Genomic DNA, 18,581 nt, shown 5'->3' on the forward strand with positions numbered 1-18,581 from the left:
CATGACCGACGTTCTCTTCTATCACCTGACGGAATCGAAGCTCGAAGACGCCCTGCCGCCGTTGATCGACAAGAGTGTCGAGCGTGGCTGGCAGGTCGCCGTGCAGATGCGCGAGCCGGCGCGCCGCGATCTCCTCGATAGCCATCTCTGGACCTATCGCGAAGACAGTTTCCTGCCGCACGGCACGGATGAAGGCGAGATGGCGGACAAGCAGCCTGTGCTTCTGACCATCTCTTCCGACAACGTCAACAATGCGACCGTGCGCTTTTTTATCGATGGCGCCGAGGCTACGGATGTCGGAACGTATCAGCGCGTCGTGCTGATGTTCGATGGCTACGATCAGGAACAGCTGGAAAGCGCGCGCGCGCAATGGAAGCGCCTGAAAGGCGAGGGGCATAATCTCACCTACTGGCAGCAGACGCAGGATGGCCGTTGGGAAAAGAAGGCTTAGGAAAACTGCGCGGCGATTTTCTGAGATCCCGTGAAAACTTGGGTCGCTCTAATCGTCCTCCGCCAGGATCTTTTGAATGAAGTCCTTCTTGGCGGCAGTATAGGCTGCGCGGTCATTGGCATATTTTGTCGCAAGTTCGACCTTCAGCGCCTCATAGGCATGTGCGAGGTCCGGGCGCTTGCGCATCCGATCCCGGAAGAGGATGAACTGGCGCCAATTCAGGCCGCCATGCTCGACCACATGGACCAGATGCGTGCGAGTATCCCCTTCGATATCGCGACCGAAAATATGATCGTCCGCTACGATATTGCTACCGGCATAGACATAGCCGATCGATGCCATCGGTTCGATACAGGCAAGGCCATCCTCGAAGCGCCGAACACCGACGGCTATGTCGATGATAGGCTTGGCCTTGATTTCGGGAATGGAGGTGCTGCCGAAATGCTGCACATCGACGGCGAGGTCTCCAAGGGCGCTGCGGATGGCAGCTTCCTCCAGCAGATAGGCCTCGCGCCAGCTCTGGTTTGGCTCGGCAAGCTTGACCGATTTATTGCCGACGCCGAGCCCGAAAGATTGCACATTTTCCGTTGCCATCGGCAACTCCCCGATGAAGATAATGCGCCACGCTAGCATGTTGCGGGGCGCGTTGTCTCCATCGGGTAAAGCCCATCAATCGTAAAATGCTTCGACGAATTTGCGCTTGCCGAGCATGAAGGCATCGGCGACGTGGCGCAGTGGCGAAACATCGACATCGCAGGTGCCGGCTTTGACGATCTCGGCAAAACGGCGATAGAGCGAAGGATATTCGGCTTCTGGCGCGGAGAATTTCAGCTCGCCATTGACCGAAAGCTTGGAGCCGCCTTCGGCGAGAACCATCTGGCCGGCATCGGTTTCGGCAACGATATCCCAGCTCTGCTTGCCGGTCTGGCGCCAGTCGAATTCAGCATGAACCGGAAGGCCCTGACCGCTCTTGAAGTGCAGATCGGCGGCAATCGGCGAATCCCGGTTCTCCGGAAATTCGAGCGTCGCGCCGGTCAGGAAGAGCGGCGGCAGGATGTGGGTCACGATCGACAGGGCATTGATGCCCGGGTCGAAGACGCCGAGGCCGCCGGCCTGCCAGATCCATTCCTGGTTCGGGTGCCAATGGCGCACGTCTTCCTTCCAGATCACGTGAGCGCTGCGGATGGTGGTGCCTGCGAGGAAGGTCTTTGCTGCCTCCACCGCCGGGGCGTAGCGCGAATGCCAGCTTGCAAAGAGCGAAACGCCCTTGGCTTTTGCGAGGTTTTCGAGATCGGCAACTTCGCTCAGCGTCGCACCCGGCGGCTTTTCAAGAAAAACGTGCTTGCCGGCTGAAAGCGCCTTGTAAGCGGCTTCATAGCGATATTGCGGCGGCATGCAGAGCGACACCGCATTGACCGCCGGTACGGCATCGAGCATGGCGTCGATGGTCGTGAAGGACGGAATGCCTTCTACGGTACCGTGGCGGCTCGCCGTGGCGATCAGTTTGAAATCCGCGTTGTTCGCGATGGACGGAAGATGCTGGTCGCGGACGATCTTGCCGACACCGACGATAGCGAGGTTGATGGGGGACATGGGTGTCTCTCGATTAGTATGATTATTGATGCGATCTTTATCAGAATGCCGCATGTGGGCAAGGGCGGCAAATCGCAAATGCGACAACTGGATCCAATGCACGAACATTGTATCCGGCCGTCATCACGTTTGGAAAACCCGCGCAGGCTCTTGATTCACCGTTTGAAATCGGCACTCTAGCTTCGTGCAGCAAGAAGAGCTTCGGAAAGAATCGCTGCGGGGGGAAAATTCATGAAAGCATTGCTCGGCTTCAGCCGATTCGTTGACTATGCGACTGAGATCATTGGAAAATCTGTCTCGTGGCTCATCCTGGTCGCTGTCCTGGTCAGCGCCGGAAATGCGGTCGTACGCAAGGTCTTCAATACCTCGTCCAACGCATGGCTGGAAGCGCAATGGTATCTGTTCGGCGCCGCCTTCATGCTCGCGGCCGCCTACACGCTCCGCCAGAACGAACATATTCGCATCGATATCGTCTACGGCTCCTTGCCGCGCCGGGTGCAACACTGGATCGACCTGCTGGGCCATTGTCTGTTCCTCATGCCCTTCGCACTCCTGATGGTCTATGACCTCGTGCCCTATGTCCGCACCTCCTTCCTGTCGGGGGAGGTTTCCTCCAGCGCCGGCGGCCTGATCATCTGGCCGGGCAAGGCGTTGCTGCTGGCCGGCTTCTTCCTGCTGGCATTGCAGGGTGTCTCCGAGATCATCAAGAAGATCGCGGTCATGCGCGGCGATATGGATGATCCGACCCCCTACGTGCCGACGCATGCGCCGCTCGATGTCGAAACCCCTGCCGGGGAGGCGCGCTGATGCTCGAATTCATTGCCGTGAACATGGCGCCGATCATGTTCGCCTCGCTCATCATTTTCCTGCTCCTGGGCTATCCAGTCGCCTTCGCGCTTGCTGCGAACGGGCTGCTGTTCTTCTGGATCGGCGTCGAGCTTGCACCCTTTTCGGGCGGCACCATCCATCTCTCATGGCCGCTCCTTAATGCCCTTCCGGATCGCTTCTGGGGGGTGATGTCGAACGACACGCTGCTGGCGATCCCGTTCTTCACCTTCATGGGCATCGTGCTGGAGCGATCCGGCATGGCCGAAGACCTGCTCGATACGGTCGGCCAGCTGTTTGGACCCGTTCGCGGCGGTCTCGCCTATGCGGTGATTTTCGTCGGCGCGCTGCTCGCCGCCACCACCGGCGTCGTTGCGGCCTCCGTTATCGCCATGGGACTGATCTCGCTGCCGATCATGCTGCGCTATGGCTATGACAGGCGTGTGGCCTCCGGCGTCATCGCCGCTTCCGGCACGCTGGCGCAGATCATTCCGCCATCGCTCGTCCTGATTGTGCTTGCCGATCAGCTCGGCCGTTCGGTCGGTGACATGTATGCCGGCGCCCTGATTCCCGGTTTGGTGCTGACCGGTCTCTACATGCTCTATGTATTGATCATGTCGATCGTGAAGCCGAACTCCATGCCCGCCTTGCCCAAGGAGGCTCGCTCGCTTGGCTCCGGCGTCACGTCCTTGCTCGTTGCTCTATTGATATGCGCCGGCGTGGCCTATGCCGCACATGTTTACCTGACACCCGCCTATGGCGAAAACGCCGATATTCTCGGCGCAACGGTTGGCGTTGCCTTCATCTATGCGATCGCCGTGCTCGATAAGGGGATGAAGCTCAACGTGATGTCGCGGCTGGCCCAGCAGGTCATCATCGTCCTCATTCCACCGCTGGCGCTGATCTTCCTCGTGCTCGGCACGATCTTCCTCGGCATCGCGACGCCGACGGAAGGCGGCGCCATGGGGGCCGTGGGCGCTCTCATAATGGCGGCTGCCAAAGGCCGGCTGAACATGGAGGTCATCCGCTCGGCACTGACATCCACGACCCGGCTTTCGGCCTTCGTGCTGTTCATCCTGATCGGCTCGCGCGTCTTTTCGCTGACCTTCTATGGCGTCAACGGCCATCTCTGGGTCGAGCATCTGCTGGTGTCGCTGCCCGGCGGCAAGGTCGGCTTCCTGATCGCCGTCAACATCCTCGTCTTCGTTTTAGCCTTCTTCCTCGACTTCTTCGAGCTTGCCTTCATCATCGTGCCGTTGTTGGCACCTGCTGCCGAAAAGCTCGGCATCGATCTCATCTGGTTTGGCGTGCTGCTCGGCGTCAACATGCAGACGAGCTTCATGCATCCGCCCTTCGGCTTCGCGCTGTTCTATCTCCGCTCGGTGGCGGCGCGCGTGCCCTATCTCGACAGGGTGACGGGCAAGCAGATCGCGCCCGTCACAACAGGGCAGATCTATTGGGGATCCGTGCCGTTCGTGGGTATCCAGATCCTGATGGTGGCATTGACCATCATGTTCCCGCAGATGGTCATGCACTACAAGGGCGCGGGTGCTGCGGTCGATCCGAATTCGATCAAGATCGAGGTTCCCGGTTTCGGCGTGCCCGGCCAGAACAATGGCAACGGCTTGCCGGGGTTGCAGCTTCCGGGCGGCAATCCGTTTGACGGGAAGCCGGCGGATCAGGGTGGCGGGCAGCAGAACGCACCCGCCAACGACCTCAGTCAGCCGCCGTCTTTCAATTGAGCACGGTACGCCTCGTTTTGTCCTGATTGGAGCGCAACGAAAAACCCCGGAGCGCCGCTCCGGGGTTGTTGTCTTAAAACCGCGAGCTGGTCAGATCTTCCCGGCGCGCTGCAGCGTCATCATGTAGACGTCGTAGCTGTATTCGGCGACCTGGGCATAGAGATAGTGCTGGCCGCGGAAGCCCTTGATCGATTCCCAGATCTTCTTGAAGGTCGGGTTGTTGGCTTCCATCTCGGCATAGACTTCATTGGCCTTGTCGAAGCAGGCATTCATGATCTCGGTGCTGAAGGGCCTGAGCTTCGCTCCTTCGGCGACGACGCGCTTGATGGCGGCTGGGTTCAGGTAATCGTATTTCTGCAGCATGTTGGCGTCGGTCGCCTGCGCGGCCGTGCGCAGCAGCGACTGATAGGCCTTCGGCAGGCCTTCATAAGCCGCCTTGTTGAACATGACATGCACGGTCGGGCCGCCTTCCCACCAGCCGGGATAGTAGTAATAGGGTGCCACCTTGTAGAAGCCGAGCTTTTCGTCGTCATAAGGGCCGACCCATTCGGCAGCATCGATCGTGCCTTTTTCCAGTGCCGGATAGATGTCGCCGCCGGCGATCTGCTGCGGCACGACGCCGAGGCGTTCGACCACCTTGCCGGCAAAGCCGCCGATACGCATCTTCAAGCCTTTCAGATCGGCGACGGTATTGATTTCCTTACGGAACCAGCCGCCCATCTGCACGCCCGTATTGCCCGCCGGGAAGCCGATCAGCCCCTGCGTTGCCAGGAATTCGTTGAACAGGTCGATGCCGCCGCCGTGATATTGCCAGGCGTTCATGCCGCGTGCGTTGAGTGCAAAGGGAACGGCAGCTCCCAGGGCCCAGACCGGATCCTTGCCCCAATAATAATAGGCGACCGAATGGCAGGCTTCGACGGTTCCGGCCGAAGTCGCATCGGCTGCCTGCAGGCCCGGCACGATTTCGCCCGCCGCAAACACCTGGATGTTGAAATTGCCGTCGGTGGCTTCAGACACATATTTCGACAGCACTTCGCCGCCGCCATAGATCGTATCCAGCGACTTCGGAAACGATGACGTCAGGCGCCAATTGATCTTCGGATTGCTCTGGGCAATGGCCGGAGCAGCAAGTGTTGCAGCAGCTGCAACCGAGCCGGCGCCGGCGACGCCGGCTTTCCTCAGAAATGAACGACGATCCATATGTTACTCCCCCCGGATACGAGCGGGCGGGCTGGCCCGCTCTTCGTGATCACGCCGCAACTAATCATGCTGTTCGGCGTGTTTCAAGCGTATCTGAACGCCGCGCAACCATTGATCTAGTTGTCTGCGGCGGCGTTCGTTTGCAAGTCTACCTCAGCGCACCATTTTGGTGCCGGCCTGGGCCACCAGATTGGTCGCCGGGGCCGGAGCGTGCTTGTATTTCAGCGTGACGACCTTGAAGCCCTCTTTCTCGAGGCGGCTCAGAAGAACCGGCAGCATCCTGACCGTGCGCTGATGGATATCGTGCATCAGGACGATGCCGCGGCCGCGCTGATAGAGCTGCTTCATGGTGCGATCCACCACCGAAAGCGGTGTCGAGGTGAAATAGTCCTTGCTGTCGATATCCACGTCCATGACGATCATGTCCCTAGCGGCAATGGCCGTGCGCAGGCGTTTGGAATCGGCAAGATAGGGGAAACGGAAGAAGGGGACATCCGTACCGATCGCCTTGGTGACGGCGTCCTTGCCGCGGGCGATCTCGGTCATCGCCGCGTCGAAGGTCATCTTGTCGAGATCGGGATGGCGGAACGTGTGGCTGCCGATCGCGTCACCATGGGCGAGAACCTCGCGCGCGGTCGCCGGATGCGCCTGCGCCATTTCCCCGACCATCATGAAGGCGGCCTTGACGCCAAACCTGTCGAGCGTGGCGAGAATGCGATCCGTCTTGCCGGGTGCGGGGCCGTCGTCGAAGGTCAGGATGACCTCCTTATCGGCGAGCCTGATGTCCTTGAGCGAGGAGACTTCCAGTGTGCGGCCGGCAAGATCGTGTGGTGCGCCGGCGTCCACCGCCGCGCGGGTTTCGAGATCGGCGACGAGCCATTTCTTCGGCTCCATCTCGATGGGGTCATTGGCTTTCAGCGGCTTGTGATGCGGCTCTTCGGCGGCATAGCTGCTCTTGAGCGACGCTTCGTTGGCCGGCTTCGTGGCACAGCCTCCGAGAGCCAGGGACATGGCGAGGCCAGCCAGCAACACACGGTAGTTCATCAGAATCGCTCAACAATATGTCCATGAAAGTTGAGCGCATTTTCCGCAGTTATGGTTAATGATCGGTTAGGATCGGCTGCGAAACGGTTAAGATCGCGATGTGCTTCAGCCGGCCATGCCGCTTTCGTATTCCGATGAAAGTTCCAGCCATTGCTCCTCGGCTGCGGCGAGTTTTTCAGCGGCATCAGAGCGCTGTTTTGCCTTTTCTGCAGCCTTTGCCGGCGCCTTTTCGTAAAGGGCCGGATCCGCAAGCTCTGCATCAAGGGCCTGAATCAGTTTCTCAAGCTTGCCGGTCAAGGATTCGATTTCATTGATCTTCTTCTTGAGCGGCGCAAGCGACGCGCGCCGATCGGCATTGAGCTTGCGCTGATCCGCCTTGGAAACGTACTCGTCGATGCCGTTCGTCTTGACTTTCTCGTCCTTCGACTTCGGGCTGGCGACGACGAGGCTGCGGTATTCTTCAAGATCGCCATCGAAGGTCGAGACGGTGCCGTCGCGCACCAGCCAGAGCCGGTCGACGGTGGCTTCGATCAGATGGCGGTCGTGCGAGATCAGTATGACGGCGCCGGAATAATCGTTCAGCGCCTGGATCAGCGCATTGCGGCTGTCGATGTCCAGATGGTTCGTCGGTTCGTCGAGGATCAGAAGGTTCGGTGCATCGAAGGCGGCAAGGCCCATCAGCAGCCGCGCCTTCTCGCCGCCGGAGAGATCCTTGACCTGCGTGTCCATCTTCTCCGTCGCAAGCCCCATCTGGGCGACGCGGGCGCGCACCTTCGCCTCCGGCGTTTCGGGCATGCGGCGGCGTACATGCTCGACGGCCGTCTGGTTGGGGATGAGGTCATCGAGCTGATGCTGGGCGAAGAAGCCGATCTTCAGGTTCGGCGCCAGCCTGATATCGCCGCTCTCTGCGCCGAGCCGACCGGAAATGAACTTCGCGAAGGTCGATTTGCCGTTGCCGTTCGAGCCGAGCAGGGCGATGCGGTCGTCGGCATCGATGCGCAGGTTCAGGCGCTTCAGGATCGGCTTGCCGGGCTCGTAGCCGACAGCGCCGCCGCTGATCGCGATGATCGGCGAGGCAGGCTGCTTTTCGGGTTCCGGAAAGCTGAAGCCCATCACATGGTCTTCGATGACGGCGGCGACGGTGCCCATGCGCTCCAGTGCCTTGATGCGCGATTGCGCCTGCCGCGCCTTCGAGGCCTTGGCCTTGAAGCGGTCGATGAAGCTCTGCAAATGCTTGCGGGCCGCGTCGTTCTTCGCCTTTGCCTTCATCTGCAGCTCGTCCGCCTCGGCCTTCTGCCGTTCGAACTGGTCGTAGGAGCCGCGATAGAAGGTAAGCTTCTTCTGGTCGAGATGCACGATGGAATTGACCGCCGTGTTCAGCAGATCGCGGTCGTGCGAGATGATGATGACCGTGTGCGGGTAGCGGCGGATGTAATCCTCCAGCCAGAGCGTGCCTTCAAGGTCGAGATAGTTCGTCGGTTCGTCGAGCAGCAGGAGATCCGGCTCGGAAAACAAGACGGCCGCAAGGGCGACGCGCATGCGCCAGCCGCCTGAGAAGGAGGAGGCCGGGCGCTTCTGCGCTTCGTGGTCGAAGCCGAGGCCGGCCAGGATGCTGGCGGCGCGCGCTTCGGCCGAATGCGCATCGATATCGGCAAGCCGCGTCTGGATATCGGCGATGCGGTGCGGATCGGTCGCGGTCTCGGCTTCCGCCAGCAGTGCGGAGCGCTCCTTGTCCGCTGCCAGGACGATATCGATCAAAGGCTCCTCGGTGCCGGGGGCCTCCTGCGCCACCTGGCCGATGCGGGCATTGCGGGGGATCGAGACCGAGCCGCTTTCGGCGGCGAGATCGCCGGTGATGATCCTGAACAGCGTGGACTTGCCGGCACCGTTCTTGCCGACGAGGCCCGCCTTCGTGCCCGGCGGAAGCGTCACGCTGGCATGGTCGATGAGCAGGCGGCCGGCAATGCGGGCGGAAAGATCTGAAATCGAAATCATGGCGCGGTTTTGGCCGAACTCGGCGCCGAAGGCAAGAGTGCGAAGTCGCTTAGACGCTGGCCTTTTGCGAGGATTTCGAGAGGTTGGCGCAGTTACGCAGCCGCTCGGTCAGCTCCGTTTCGTAGAGCATGAGATTGCTGAGCGAGGCATTGAGGCTGTCGAGTGCAGCATTGGCATGTGGAGTCGTGTCGATCTCGCGAGCAAAATGCTGCTTTTTCATCAGCCCCTTGGCGAGCTGATCGGCGACTTCGCGCAGCATCTCGGCCGCATCGCTTTCCGATTTGCGCGCCACCAGCCCGCAATGGCTGACCAGGCGATGCTTCAGGCCGATCTCGTCGAGCCCGCTTTGCGAGGGAAGGGGGCCAAGCGCCTCGATCTCTTCGGCAAGACAGCGGTCCTGGCCATAGAGCGCTTCATAGAAGAGCTGATAGTTGCGCGGCAGGTTTTTCACCTTCAGCCGCGTCATGAAGCGGCCGATAACCTCAAGCTCGGTTTCCGTTTCATCGTCATCGATGGAATATGCCGAAACGCTTGTCTGCGAGTTCTTCATGCCTGCCTTTGACCGTGAGCTGATATATCTCGTCAATCTGCAGGTTCGCAGGTTAAGGGAACATGAACAAAACGGCCGATCCTCGCCACAGCGCAACAAAATGAGGCATGTGATCAACGTCTGGGCGAAGACGGGAAACGACGGTTCTCCCCTTGGCTACATCCAGTGCTGTCCTTCGCTGCGCAGGAAATGCAGGAGGTCTAGCACCAGAGACGGTTTCCCCAAAGATGTGAGGATAGTGTGGCACTGGCCGCGGTGATGGGTGTGATGGTTGAACATATGGGATACCGCCGCATGGAGGGGAACGATGATGGCGCCCGGGCGCAGGATCGAGGTATAGGTAATGTCGACGGCAAGTGCATCGGCATCGAGCGTTTCCAGCCAGGTCATGATATTTCGATCTTCCGCCTCCCGTAAGCTGTAAAGTCCTTCAAGCGTGTCGTGCAGGACGGTATCGAGTGACGCCGGCACTCCGCCAGTGCCGTTAAAACGGTGCATCCACAGCCGGTCCGCTATCAGCAGATGATTGAGCGTTCCGTGGAGCGAGCCGAAGAAGGCACCGCGGTCTTCATGGAATTCGGGATCACTGAGGTCTGCTGCGGCATTATAGACCTGCACATTGGCCCACCGATTGTAGTCGGCCAGCATCCTGAAATGTTTGAGCATATGACCTCTCCTCAATGGTGCGGCGATGTCGCCGCCAAGTTTGCAAATAAACCGTCGCAGTGCCAGCGGCCGATTGCGAATCGATTGCGTCAACTGTGACAGCGGCGTGAAATTGGCCGATCCCCCTTGTTTTCGGGCCTTGGGGCAGGTAAAGACCGCCCACTTTTCTCTGATTACAAGGAATGGACCCATGGCGATTGAACGTACTTTCTCGATGATCAAGCCGGACGCGACGAAGCGCAACCTGACCGGCGCCATCACCAAGGTTTTTGAAGACAATGGCCTGCGCGTCATCGCCTCCAAGCGCGTCTGGATGAGCAAGCGCGAAGCTGAAGGCTTCTACGCCGTTCACAAGGAACGTCCGTTCTTCGGCGAACTCGTTGAAGGCATGACCTCCGGCCCGACCGTCGTTCAGGTTCTGGAAGGCGAAAACGCCATCCTGAAGAATCGCGAGATCATGGGCGCGACCAACCCGGCCAACGCTGATGAGGGCACGATCCGCAAGACCTTCGCCCTGTCGATCGGCGAAAACTCCGTTCACGGCTCGGACGCTCCGGAAACGGCTGCCGTCGAAATCGCCTACTGGTTCTCCGAAACCGAAATCGTCGGCTGAATCAGCCTTTCAGCTTCTGCGCTGAACGATTTGAAATGACTCATGAAAGCCGGGATTTCGCATCCCGGCTTTTTTCATGCCGGGCAGGCGGCATCATGCCCGTAATCGGCACTGCCATCGCCCTTGAAGACATCTGGATTGGCGGTATAGACCGGGCCGACGACCAGCGGCTTCGTCGGCAGCACGGTCTGGTCCAGATCGGATTTGACCTCGGTCTTGATCGTCTGGATCGTCTTGTCGCTGGCATCCACCAGCTTGATCGAGACGGAATAGGGGCGATCCTTGCGCACGCAATGAAGGTCCGGGCTTTCCAGCGTGATCTTGTCCCAGAAGGAATAGATCTTCTGGTTGACGACAAGCGGATCACCGCCGGCGGGATTTTCGAATTCAGCAACGGCCGTCGTTCCCTCAGGGATTGGGGCGATCTTCTTCAGCGTAATCATGTAGCTTGCGCTCGCCACGCGATAGTTGAAGACGAAAAGGCGGCCGGTGAGCTGCGTCGGGCCTTCATCGTCCTTCCGCTGGCAGCCGGCCAGCGCCAGACCGGCGATGATCCCGGCACTTATCGTTGTCAGCATAATCCTTCTTATCGTCATGGCGCAGTCTCCTCCTTCTTGCGCCGGTAGTGCCGGCTTGCCTTGGCGCGGTTGCCGCAAACCGCCATGTCGCACCAGGCGCGGCTTTTGTTCTTGCTGCGGTCGATAAAGAGCCAGCCGCAGTTGCGGCAGATCTTCATTCGCTCGGGATCGGGCATGGCGATGAGGCGCAGCGTCGAATGTACCGTCGCGGCATCGAGCCCATCGGGTGAGGCGCGCTTCAGGACGCGAGCCAAGGCCGCAAGCAGGTCCGAAAGCAGCAGATCCGCAGCATCTCCAAGAACGCGTGCCCGGAAATAGCGGTCGATCAACTCGCGGAGGGCAATGAAATCGGTTCTGTTCTCCTGTCTCACCGGCAGGATATCGCCGAAGAGCGCCCGCTCCGCGCAGAAATTGGTGGCTGCCTTCGGAAAGCTTTCCATCTGTCCATGCGCTTCGAAACGGTCGATTCGGCGCTCGTCGTCATGGCGCAGGATGACGCTGTTGGCGACATCGAGCGCGAGCGCGCCACCGGAAAAACGATGCGGGGTCCAGGAAAAGCTCATAGGGAAAATTATAACTGGTAAAATTCATTTTGCCAGTTACTATTTACCTGTTCCTCGGAGGGAGTGAATGGCCTATCTTCTGCAGCAACTGGCGAATGCCGTTCCGCTCGCTGCACTCTATGCGGCGCTGGCCTTCGGCTATTCCATTGCGTTCGGGGTCATGAAGCGGGCCGATATCACCTATGGCGCACTGTTTGCGTTTGCCGGCCAGATGCTCGTGCTTTTTACCGATATCGGCTACACGAGAATGTATCTGATCCTACCGGCTGCCTTTGCCTTCGGTGCCGTGATCGCGGCTGGCTATACGCTCGGCGCCGGTCTTTTCGTCGGCAGCGCGATCATGCTGCCGCTGTCGCGAAAGTCCCCGAATACCGTCATCGTCGCGGCACTCGGCATGATGATCATCCTGATGGAAACCGCCCGGCTGGCCTCCAATACGCGTGGCATCTGGCTGCCGCCCTTCCTGAATGGCCCGATCGTCTTCTGGGATAGCGGCGATTTCCGCGTGACGCTGACAGAGATCCAGCTGCTCAACACGGCGCTGATGATCCTTGTCATTCTGGCAGGCGCCTATGTCCTGAAATGCACGGGTTGGGGGCGCATCTGGCGGGCGGTGACCGACGACGCTCTCGCCGCCGAGCTCTGCGGCGCCAGCGCCAATCGCGTTTTCCTGCTCGCCTATGTCGCCTCCGCACTCGTCGCGACCATCTGCGGGCTACTTGCCACCTCCTATTACGGAACGATGGATTTCGGGGCGGGGCTGATGTTCGGGCTGAAGGTGCTGATGATTGCGGCGGTTGGCGGCTATTCCGATCCGTTGAAGTCGGCGGGCGGAGCGGCACTTCTTGGGCTGACGGAGACGATGTGGGGTGCTTACGGCCCGTTCCTGTGGCGCGATTTCGTCATCTTCTCGCTGCTCGTGCTGCTGCTGGTCCTCAGCCGTCGTGAAAGAGTGGTGCCCTGAAGCCTATTTGTTGCCGGCCCACTTGGCTCGCGCGGCATCGTCGGCATCCCTGGCCGAAACCCAGCCGCCTTCTTCTCCGCCCTTGCCATGCTCCTTTTTCCAGAAGGGCGCGGAGGTTTTCAGAAAATCCATGACGAAATTGGCGCCGTCGAAGGCGGCCTGCCGATGCGGTGCGGCGGCAATGACGAGCACGATATTCTCGCCGGGCGCGATCTTGCCGTAGCGATGGATGGCGGTGAGACCAAGCAGCTCGAAACGCTCGATGGCAAGCTTGGCGATGCGGTTGATCTCCGCCTCCGCCATGCCTGGATAATGTTCGAGTTCCAGCGCACCCAAAGTGCCGCCTTCGTCGCGGCAGAGGCCCGAGAAGGTCACGACTGCGCCGATATCGTGGCGCCTGGAGGTTAGTTGGTCGATCTCCGCCTGGAGATCGAAATCCTCGCGCTGGACTTTGACCAATGGTGAAATCATCGCAATTTCCTTGATCGGCTTCGCAAACATGCTGAGCAGCCTCCTGACCCTTCGCCAAGGCTCAGGGCGTTCGTCGCTGCAATCGATTCACTGGATCGATTGCTCGGGCTTCGCCCGACCGCTCCTCACCCCCCGGTCATCGGCGGGAAGAGCCCGATCTCCCGCGCTCCGGCGATCGGCTCATCGTGTTCCGCATGCTCCATGTTGATCGCGACGCGGATCGCCTGGGGAAATTGAAGTGCCGCCTCGTATTCCTCGCCCAAGCCCTTCAAATGACTCAGTAGATCGCCGACTGTGACGACATCGGCGGGAAGGGAAATCTCTTCCTCGGCTTTACCGATCCGCTCGCGCACCCAGGCGAAATAGACGAGTTTCGTCATCATTCTTCATCCACGACATGCTTCAGTCCGGCCCGGAAATAATCATAGCCGGTATAGATGGTCAAAAGCGCTGCGACCCAGAGCAGGACGATGCCCATCTCCGTCGTATAGGGTAGCACCTTGTCGCCCGCCGGCCCAGCCAGAAGGAAGGCGATGGCGACGAGCTGGGCCGTCGTCTTCCATTTCGCGATCCGCGTCACGGGAACGCTGACCTTCAGCGCCGCCAGATATTCGCGCAGGCCGGAGACCAGGATTTCGCGGCAAAGAATGATGATGGCGGCCCAGAGCGACCAGCCGGCAATCGTGCCGTCAGCCGCGACCAGCAACAGGATGGCGGAAACCAGCAGCTTGTCGGCAATCGGATCGAGCATGCGGCCGATATTGGAGGTCTGGTTCCAGATCCGCGCGAGATAGCCATCGAGGAAATCGGTGATCGAGGCGATGACGAAGATCCACAGCGCGACCCAGCGCGCGAAATCGGAGCCCTCCAGCTTACCTTCGACGAAAAAGCACAGAACGATCAGGGGTACGCAGAGAATGCGGCCGTAGGTGAGCAGATTGGGGATGCTGTAAGCGCGCGAAGCCATGGAAATCGTTTCGTTTCGGTTATCTCGACGGAGCACGATGAGGCTCGGTTTCGGGTCTCATCTTGCTCCGGGAATTTGATTGTTTCGATCTTCTCCAAAAACCGCTTCGCACTTTTTGGGATCAAATCCTAGATGATGGTTTGGCAACCTTATCGTCAATATTGTTTCTGTTTTTTCACCGCCATTGCGTGGAATTTGCGACCAGCTTTTTCTATTTCGCGGCGTCCTCGTGAAAATGATTGTAGACCTGCCGTGCGACGGCTTCGGAAATGCCTTCCACCGCCATGAGATCCGAGAGCGCGGCGCGCGATACCGCCTTGGCGGTGCCGAAATGCTGCAGCAGCGCGCGCTTGCGCGAAGGGCCGATGCCGCCGATCTCGTCCAGCGGATTCTTCACCATCTCCTTCTTGCGCCGCGCCCTATGCGAGCCGATGGCGAAGCGGTGCGCCTCGTCGCGCAGGCGCTGGATGAAATAGAGCACGGGATCGCGCGGCGGCAGCGTGAAATTTTCGCCCGAAGGGGCGAAGAAGCGTTCGCGTCCGGCCTCGCGGTCGACACCCTTTGCGACGCCGATGGCAATGACGCTGTCGGTAATCCCAAGTTCCTCGAGGATAGCACGTACCGCGGTCATCTGCCCCTGGCCGCCGTCGATAAGGATGACATCGGGCCACGCGGGAAAAGGCTGGTCGACTGCATCGGTGCCGGCAGCCTCCACGGCAGCGGCCCGATCAGGCTTGCCTTCTTCCTTCAGCAGCCGGGAGAAACGGCGAGTCATGACCTCGCGCATCATGCCGAAGTCGTCGCCCGGCGTGATGTCGGTCGATTTGATGTTGAACTTGCGGTACTGGTTTTTTACGAAGCCTTCCGGCCCTGCGACGACCATGCCGCCGACCGCATTCGTGCCCATGATGTGGGAGTTGTCGTAGATCTCGATGCGTTGCGGTGTGTAGGGAAGCTTGAACGTTTCCCTGAAGCCTTCGAGCAGCCGCGATTGCGAGGCGGTTTCCGCCAGCTTGCGGCCATGCGCCTCGCGGGCGTTGGCGATGACATGCTCGACCAGATCGCGCTTTTCGCCGCGCTGCGGCACGAGGATCGTGACCTTGTGACCGGCCTTCTCGCTGAGGGCAGCCGCCAGCAGCTCGATTTCCTCGACCGTCTCCGACAGCAGGATCTGCCGCGGCACCGGCTTGTCGTCATAGAATTGCGCGAGGAAGGCGTTCAGCACTTCGGCGCCGGAGAGCGACGGATCAGCCTTCGGGAAATAGGCGCGGTTGCCCCAGTTCTGGCCGGTGCGGAAGAAGAAGACCTGGATGCAGGAGATGCCGCCCTCGTGATGGATGGCGAAGACATCGGCTTCCTCGACGCCGGCCGGATTGATGCCCTGATGGCTCTGTACATGCGAGAGCGCCGCCAGACGGTCGCGGAAAATGGCGGCACGTTCGAAATCCAGATCCTCGGCGGCAGCATTCATCGCCTCCGCCATGTGCGCCTTGACGTTCTGGCTCTTGCCGGAAAGGAAGTCCTTCGCCTCCTGTACCAGTTCGCCGTACCCCGCATCGCTGATCTCATGCGTGCAGGGGCCGGAACAGCGCTTGATCTGATAGAGCAGACAGGGCCGCGTGCGCGTCTCGAAGACGCTGTCAGTGCAGGTGCGGATCAGAAAGGCCCGCTGCAGCGAATTGATGGTGCGCCCGACCGCCCCAGCCGAAGCGAAAGGGCCGAAATAGTCGCCCTTGCGGGCGCGGGCACCGCGATGCTTGAAGATCGCCGGTGCGCGATGATCCCCCGTGATCAGAATATAGGGAAAGGATTTGTCGTCGCGCAGCAGGACGTTAAAGCGCGGGCGCAAGCGCTTGATCAGATTCGCTTCCAGCAGCAGCGCTTCCGTCTCCGTCCGCGTGGTGACGAATTCCATATTGGCGGTTTCGCGCACCATGCGGGCGATGCGGTTGGAATGCACCTTGCCCAAGGCATAGTTGGAGACGCGCTTCTTCAGGCTGCGGGCCTTGCCCACGTAGAGCACGTCACCAGCCTCGTTGAACATGCGGTAAACACCGGGGTTGTTCGGCAGCCGTTTGACGAATTCGGCGATCAATTCGGCGCCGCGAAGCCCGCTTTCGTTCTTTCCGCCTTCGTTCCAATCGACGGGCGCAACGGGGGAGGCGGCGGCATCGCCCTCCACCTCGATGTCGTCCTCGATATCCTCTGATTCGTCATAGAGAACGCCGCCGTCGGGCAGCTTTCTTCCATTCATTCCGCACTCTCCGACACGTCTGGCGTTTCCCAGGCAAGATGCTGGCCGCCATCGAGCGCTATCATTTGGCCCGTGATCGAGGGCGTGTCAAAAAGAAAGCGGATGGTCCGGCCGAATTCTTCGAGCCCCGGCGCCGCCTTTAATATGAGGCCGTCGATCTGCGCTTGAAAGTCCTCCTCGCTCTGCCGCACGCTGCGCACTGTCGGGCCGGGACCGATGGCGTTGACGCGGATGCGGGGGGCGAAACTCTGCGCCATCGTCTGTGTCGCCGTCCAAAGCGCTGCCTTCGACAGCGTATAGGAATAGAAGCGCGGGTTCAGCGCCCAGACCCGCTGGTCGACCATATTGACGATCAGGCCTGGATGCGGCTCGGGAAGCTGCCGCACGAAATCGGCAGCCAGGATAGAAGGTGCGCGAACATGCACAGCGAAATGTGCGTCGAAGGCTTCCGCGTCGAAACGATCGGCGGAATCGCCGAGGAAAGCTGAGGCATTGTTGACCAGGAGATCGAGCGGGCCAAGAGCATCCGTGGCCCTTTTGACAAGGGTTGACGTCTCGGCCAAATCTAGCAGATCGGCCTTGATCGCAATCGCCTTTCGGCCCATTTGCTGCAATTTCGCCACAATCTCCGTTGCCTCGGCAAGGGATTGGTTGGCGTGCAGTGCCACCGCAAAGCCGTTAGCCGACAAATCCTCGGCAATTGCCCTGCCTATTCTTTTGGAAGCGCCGGTTATCAACGCCGTGCGTAGTTTTTCCTGGCTCAAGAGATTGCCTTTTGCTCGTCGTTATCCAATCGACGCTCATATAGGGCGTCGATACACCATATGAAAAGATGCAGAGCAAATGACGCTCTTTGAGATTTCTTATGTAAAGCTTGGGATATATTTAGATTAAAATAAGTATACACGCTTTAACCATTGGTTATGGTTAACAATTCCTCTGTTGCGATGAAGCAACATCGAAATTCAGCCATGTCTGTGCCACAATGATATCATATTTTGGCTCTTCCAATTCCTCATTTGCATTCCAATTTCAACCTCGATCCGGGAGGGATATTTTTAATTGCTCGTGGCGCTTCGAAGTCAAGGACAGTAAGCGGGGCCCACGGGACTGAAAGGAGAAAAGTATGCGTACTCTTATCAAGACCCTCATGGTCTCCGCTTTCGCTCTCGGCGGCTACACCGCAGCTCACGCCGCTGACGCTGTCGAGCAGATTCCGCAGCCGCCCGTCGCTCAGGAAGCAGCTCCGGCCGTCAACAACTGGTCCGGCTTCTACATCGGTGGTGCCGGCGACTGGAACGCCGGTCACTTCACCCGCAACGGCGACGCCTACGCCTGGGGCGGCCAGGCCTTCACCGGCTACAACTGGCAGCAGGGCCAGATCGTATACGGTGTTGAAGCTGACCTCGGCTACTCCGGTGCCGACAGCACCCGCAACGGCCTGACCGCCAAGAACGGTGTCAACGGCTCGGTTCGCGGTCGTATCGGTTACGACTTCAACCCGTTCATGCTCTACGGCACGGCCGGTCTGGCCCTTGGCCAGAACAAGCTGGAAGACGCGACCTCGTCCGACAGCAAGACGGCTGTTGGCTACACGGTCGGTGCAGGTGCTGAAACCTTCATCACCAACAACATCACCGCTCGCCTCGAGTACCGTTACACGGACTACGGCAAGAAGAACTTCGACCTCGACTCCGGTCGGTTCTCTCGTGGTTACGACGAGCAGAGCGTCAAGGTCGGTATCGGTGTCAAGTTCTAATCACTTGACGGCATGGAATGAAGAAAAAGCCGGGGTTTACGCCCCGGCTCAGACTGCTGACAAACCTCTGGCGTCAGCCGGAGGTTTTTGATTCAATGGGACATGCTGAAGAAACCTGCTCCCGAACAGACGGCTCTCGAGATGGTGACGCTCGACAGTCTTGTGCCGAAGGATCACCTTCTGCGCCGAATAGACGCGGTGATCGACTTCTCGTTCATCCACGATCGCGTTGCCGGCTTGTACTGCGCCGACAATGGCCGCCCGCCGCTTGATCCGACGCTGATGTTCAAGGCGCTGTTCATCGGCTACCTCTACGGCATTCGCTCCGAGCGGCAGCTGGTGCGCG

The 18,581-nt window shown here is 59.7% G+C and carries 21 protein-coding genes; 7 read left to right on the forward strand and 14 right to left on the reverse strand.

The window, feature by feature from the left end:
• Position 1 precedes the first annotated feature (1 nt).
• Complete coding sequence (locus PH552_RS29575; protein ID WP_112342748.1) at positions 2–451, forward strand: DNA polymerase III subunit chi; 450 nt, start codon at positions 2–4, stop codon at positions 449–451.
• A gap of 48 nt (positions 452–499) precedes the next feature.
• On the opposite strand, the gene PH552_RS29580 is transcribed toward PH552_RS29575, so the two are convergent.
• Together PH552_RS29580 and PH552_RS29585 are read right to left on the reverse strand one after the other, a co-directional pair.
• On the reverse strand, positions 500–1,045 hold the full coding sequence (locus tag PH552_RS29580) for a GrpB family protein (RefSeq protein WP_113250762.1): 546 nt from the start codon (positions 1,043–1,045) through the stop codon (positions 500–502).
• A gap of 75 nt (positions 1,046–1,120) precedes the next feature.
• Positions 1,121–2,044: a Gfo/Idh/MocA family protein gene (locus tag PH552_RS29585; RefSeq protein WP_112342749.1), complete on the reverse strand. Its 924-nt coding sequence runs from the start codon at positions 2,042–2,044 to the stop codon at positions 1,121–1,123.
• 231 nt (positions 2,045–2,275) lie between these two features.
• On the opposite strand from PH552_RS29585, the gene PH552_RS29590 reads away from it, so the two are divergent.
• Both PH552_RS29590 and PH552_RS29595 read left to right on the forward strand, forming a co-directional pair.
• The gene (locus tag PH552_RS29590; RefSeq protein WP_113250679.1) at positions 2,276–2,851 is read left to right on the forward strand and encodes a TRAP transporter small permease subunit; all 576 of its coding nucleotides are present in this window, start codon (positions 2,276–2,278) and stop codon (positions 2,849–2,851) included.
• Positions 2,851–4,611: a TRAP transporter large permease gene (locus PH552_RS29595; protein WP_113250678.1), complete on the forward strand. Its 1,761-nt coding sequence runs from the start codon at positions 2,851–2,853 to the stop codon at positions 4,609–4,611. Before PH552_RS29590 ends, PH552_RS29595 begins: the two co-directional genes overlap by 1 nt.
• A gap of 90 nt (positions 4,612–4,701) precedes the next feature.
• On the opposite strand, the gene PH552_RS29600 is transcribed toward PH552_RS29595, so the two are convergent.
• The 5 genes from PH552_RS29600 to PH552_RS29620 all read right to left on the reverse strand — a co-directional run bounded on the left by PH552_RS29600 (position 4,702) and on the right by PH552_RS29620 (position 10,066).
• The gene (locus PH552_RS29600; RefSeq protein ID WP_112342752.1) at positions 4,702–5,811 is read right to left on the reverse strand and encodes a TRAP transporter substrate-binding protein; all 1,110 of its coding nucleotides are present in this window, start codon (positions 5,809–5,811) and stop codon (positions 4,702–4,704) included.
• A gap of 153 nt (positions 5,812–5,964) precedes the next feature.
• Positions 5,965–6,855, reverse strand: a complete 891-nt coding sequence (locus PH552_RS29605; RefSeq protein WP_113250677.1) for a polysaccharide deacetylase family protein — start codon at positions 6,853–6,855, stop codon at positions 5,965–5,967.
• Between the two features lie 105 nt (positions 6,856–6,960).
• Positions 6,961–8,850 (reverse strand): ABC-F family ATP-binding cassette domain-containing protein, encoded by a 1,890-nt coding sequence (locus PH552_RS29610; protein WP_113250676.1) that lies wholly within the window; start codon positions 8,848–8,850, stop codon positions 6,961–6,963.
• A 49-nt stretch (positions 8,851–8,899) separates the two neighbouring features.
• Complete coding sequence (locus PH552_RS29615) at positions 8,900–9,400, reverse strand: hypothetical protein (RefSeq protein ID WP_113250675.1); 501 nt, start codon at positions 9,398–9,400, stop codon at positions 8,900–8,902.
• 156 nt (positions 9,401–9,556) lie between these two features.
• Positions 9,557–10,066 carry a DinB family protein gene (locus tag PH552_RS29620; RefSeq protein WP_113250674.1) on the reverse strand — a complete coding sequence of 170 codons (510 nt, stop codon included), beginning with the start codon at positions 10,064–10,066 and terminating at the stop codon, positions 9,557–9,559.
• A gap of 190 nt (positions 10,067–10,256) precedes the next feature.
• Here PH552_RS29620 and ndk point away from each other — a divergent pair, with 190 nt between their 5' ends.
• A complete protein-coding gene (gene ndk / locus PH552_RS29625; protein WP_113250673.1) occupies positions 10,257–10,679 on the forward strand; it encodes a nucleoside-diphosphate kinase in 423 nt (140 codons plus the stop codon).
• Positions 10,680–10,753: 74 nt separating this feature from the next.
• Here ndk and PH552_RS29630 read toward each other — a convergent pair whose 3' ends face one another.
• On the reverse strand, positions 10,754–11,275 hold the full coding sequence (locus PH552_RS29630; RefSeq protein WP_112344111.1) for a hypothetical protein: 522 nt from the start codon (positions 11,273–11,275) through the stop codon (positions 10,754–10,756).
• Positions 11,272–11,820: a CGNR zinc finger domain-containing protein gene (locus PH552_RS29635; protein WP_113250672.1), complete on the reverse strand. Its 549-nt coding sequence runs from the start codon at positions 11,818–11,820 to the stop codon at positions 11,272–11,274. The genes PH552_RS29630 and PH552_RS29635 overlap by 4 nt, the downstream gene beginning before the upstream one ends.
• Positions 11,821–11,887: 67 nt before the next feature.
• Between PH552_RS29635 and PH552_RS29640 the strand changes: the two genes are divergently transcribed.
• Positions 11,888–12,784, forward strand: a complete 897-nt coding sequence (locus PH552_RS29640) for a branched-chain amino acid ABC transporter permease (protein WP_113250671.1) — start codon at positions 11,888–11,890, stop codon at positions 12,782–12,784.
• Positions 12,785–12,787: 3 nt separating this feature from the next.
• Here PH552_RS29640 and PH552_RS29645 read toward each other — a convergent pair whose 3' ends face one another.
• The 5 genes from PH552_RS29645 to PH552_RS29665 all read right to left on the reverse strand — a co-directional run bounded on the left by PH552_RS29645 (position 12,788) and on the right by PH552_RS29665 (position 17,240).
• Complete coding sequence (locus PH552_RS29645; protein WP_113250761.1) at positions 12,788–13,255, reverse strand: molybdenum cofactor biosynthesis protein MoaE; 468 nt, start codon at positions 13,253–13,255, stop codon at positions 12,788–12,790.
• A gap of 125 nt (positions 13,256–13,380) precedes the next feature.
• Positions 13,381–13,635, reverse strand: coding sequence for a molybdopterin converting factor subunit 1 (gene moaD / locus PH552_RS29650; RefSeq protein WP_069616328.1), 255 nt, complete (start codon positions 13,633–13,635; stop codon positions 13,381–13,383).
• Positions 13,635–14,222, reverse strand: a complete 588-nt coding sequence (gene pgsA, locus PH552_RS29655) for a CDP-diacylglycerol--glycerol-3-phosphate 3-phosphatidyltransferase (protein ID WP_112344114.1) — start codon at positions 14,220–14,222, stop codon at positions 13,635–13,637. The genes moaD and pgsA overlap by 1 nt, the downstream gene beginning before the upstream one ends.
• 211 nt (positions 14,223–14,433) lie before the next feature.
• Positions 14,434–16,476 carry an excinuclease ABC subunit UvrC gene (gene uvrC / locus PH552_RS29660; protein WP_113250670.1) on the reverse strand — a complete coding sequence of 681 codons (2,043 nt, stop codon included), beginning with the start codon at positions 16,474–16,476 and terminating at the stop codon, positions 14,434–14,436.
• On the reverse strand, positions 16,473–17,240 hold the full coding sequence (locus tag PH552_RS29665) for an SDR family oxidoreductase (protein ID WP_113250669.1): 768 nt from the start codon (positions 17,238–17,240) through the stop codon (positions 16,473–16,475). Before PH552_RS29665 ends, uvrC begins: the two co-directional genes overlap by 4 nt.
• Positions 17,241–17,602: 362 nt before the next feature.
• On the opposite strand from PH552_RS29665, the gene PH552_RS29670 reads away from it, so the two are divergent.
• Together PH552_RS29670 and PH552_RS29675 are read left to right on the forward strand one after the other, a co-directional pair.
• On the forward strand, positions 17,603–18,235 hold the full coding sequence (locus tag PH552_RS29670) for an outer membrane protein (RefSeq protein WP_112344117.1): 633 nt from the start codon (positions 17,603–17,605) through the stop codon (positions 18,233–18,235).
• Between the two features lie 102 nt (positions 18,236–18,337).
• Positions 18,338–18,581, forward strand: a 244-nt coding sequence (locus PH552_RS29675; protein WP_285166446.1) for a transposase, incomplete at its 3' end; no start/stop codon positions are given.

The organism is Rhizobium aureum, from assembly GCF_030182495.1.
GTDB lineage: Bacteria > Pseudomonadota > Alphaproteobacteria > Rhizobiales > Rhizobiaceae > Rhizobium > Rhizobium tropici_C.

Bases quoted from the DNA above. Each gene is read 5' to 3' on its own strand.
- PH552_RS29645 (WP_113250761.1), bottom strand. From the start codon at position 13,255: ATGATTTCACCATTGGTCAAAGTCCAGCGCGAGGATTTCGATCTCCAG.
- PH552_RS29590 (WP_113250679.1), top strand. From the start codon at position 2,276: ATGAAAGCATTGCTCGGCTTCAGCCGATTCGTTGACTATGCGACTGAG.
- PH552_RS29575 (WP_112342748.1), top strand. From the start codon at position 2: ATGACCGACGTTCTCTTCTATCACCTGACGGAATCGAAGCTCGAAGAC.
- PH552_RS29635 (WP_113250672.1), bottom strand. From the start codon at position 11,820: ATGAGCTTTTCCTGGACCCCGCATCGTTTTTCCGGTGGCGCGCTCGCG.
- PH552_RS29580 (WP_113250762.1), bottom strand. From the start codon at position 1,045: ATGGCAACGGAAAATGTGCAATCTTTCGGGCTCGGCGTCGGCAATAAA.
- PH552_RS29640 (WP_113250671.1), top strand. From the start codon at position 11,888: ATGGCCTATCTTCTGCAGCAACTGGCGAATGCCGTTCCGCTCGCTGCA.
- PH552_RS29605 (WP_113250677.1), bottom strand. From the start codon at position 6,855: ATGAACTACCGTGTGTTGCTGGCTGGCCTCGCCATGTCCCTGGCTCTC.
- PH552_RS29600 (WP_112342752.1), bottom strand. From the start codon at position 5,811: ATGGATCGTCGTTCATTTCTGAGGAAAGCCGGCGTCGCCGGCGCCGGC.
- pgsA (WP_112344114.1), bottom strand. From the start codon at position 14,222: ATGGCTTCGCGCGCTTACAGCATCCCCAATCTGCTCACCTACGGCCGC.
- PH552_RS29670 (WP_112344117.1), top strand. From the start codon at position 17,603: ATGCGTACTCTTATCAAGACCCTCATGGTCTCCGCTTTCGCTCTCGGC.
- PH552_RS29620 (WP_113250674.1), bottom strand. From the start codon at position 10,066: ATGCTCAAACATTTCAGGATGCTGGCCGACTACAATCGGTGGGCCAAT.
- PH552_RS29595 (WP_113250678.1), top strand. From the start codon at position 2,851: ATGCTCGAATTCATTGCCGTGAACATGGCGCCGATCATGTTCGCCTCG.
- PH552_RS29630 (WP_112344111.1), bottom strand. From the start codon at position 11,275: ATGACGATAAGAAGGATTATGCTGACAACGATAAGTGCCGGGATCATC.
- PH552_RS29615 (WP_113250675.1), bottom strand. From the start codon at position 9,400: ATGAAGAACTCGCAGACAAGCGTTTCGGCATATTCCATCGATGACGAT.
- moaD (WP_069616328.1), bottom strand. From the start codon at position 13,635: ATGACGAAACTCGTCTATTTCGCCTGGGTGCGCGAGCGGATCGGTAAA.
- uvrC (WP_113250670.1), bottom strand. From the start codon at position 16,476: ATGAATGGAAGAAAGCTGCCCGACGGCGGCGTTCTCTATGACGAATCA.
- PH552_RS29585 (WP_112342749.1), bottom strand. From the start codon at position 2,044: ATGTCCCCCATCAACCTCGCTATCGTCGGTGTCGGCAAGATCGTCCGC.
- PH552_RS29610 (WP_113250676.1), bottom strand. From the start codon at position 8,850: ATGATTTCGATTTCAGATCTTTCCGCCCGCATTGCCGGCCGCCTGCTC.
- ndk (WP_113250673.1), top strand. From the start codon at position 10,257: ATGGCGATTGAACGTACTTTCTCGATGATCAAGCCGGACGCGACGAAG.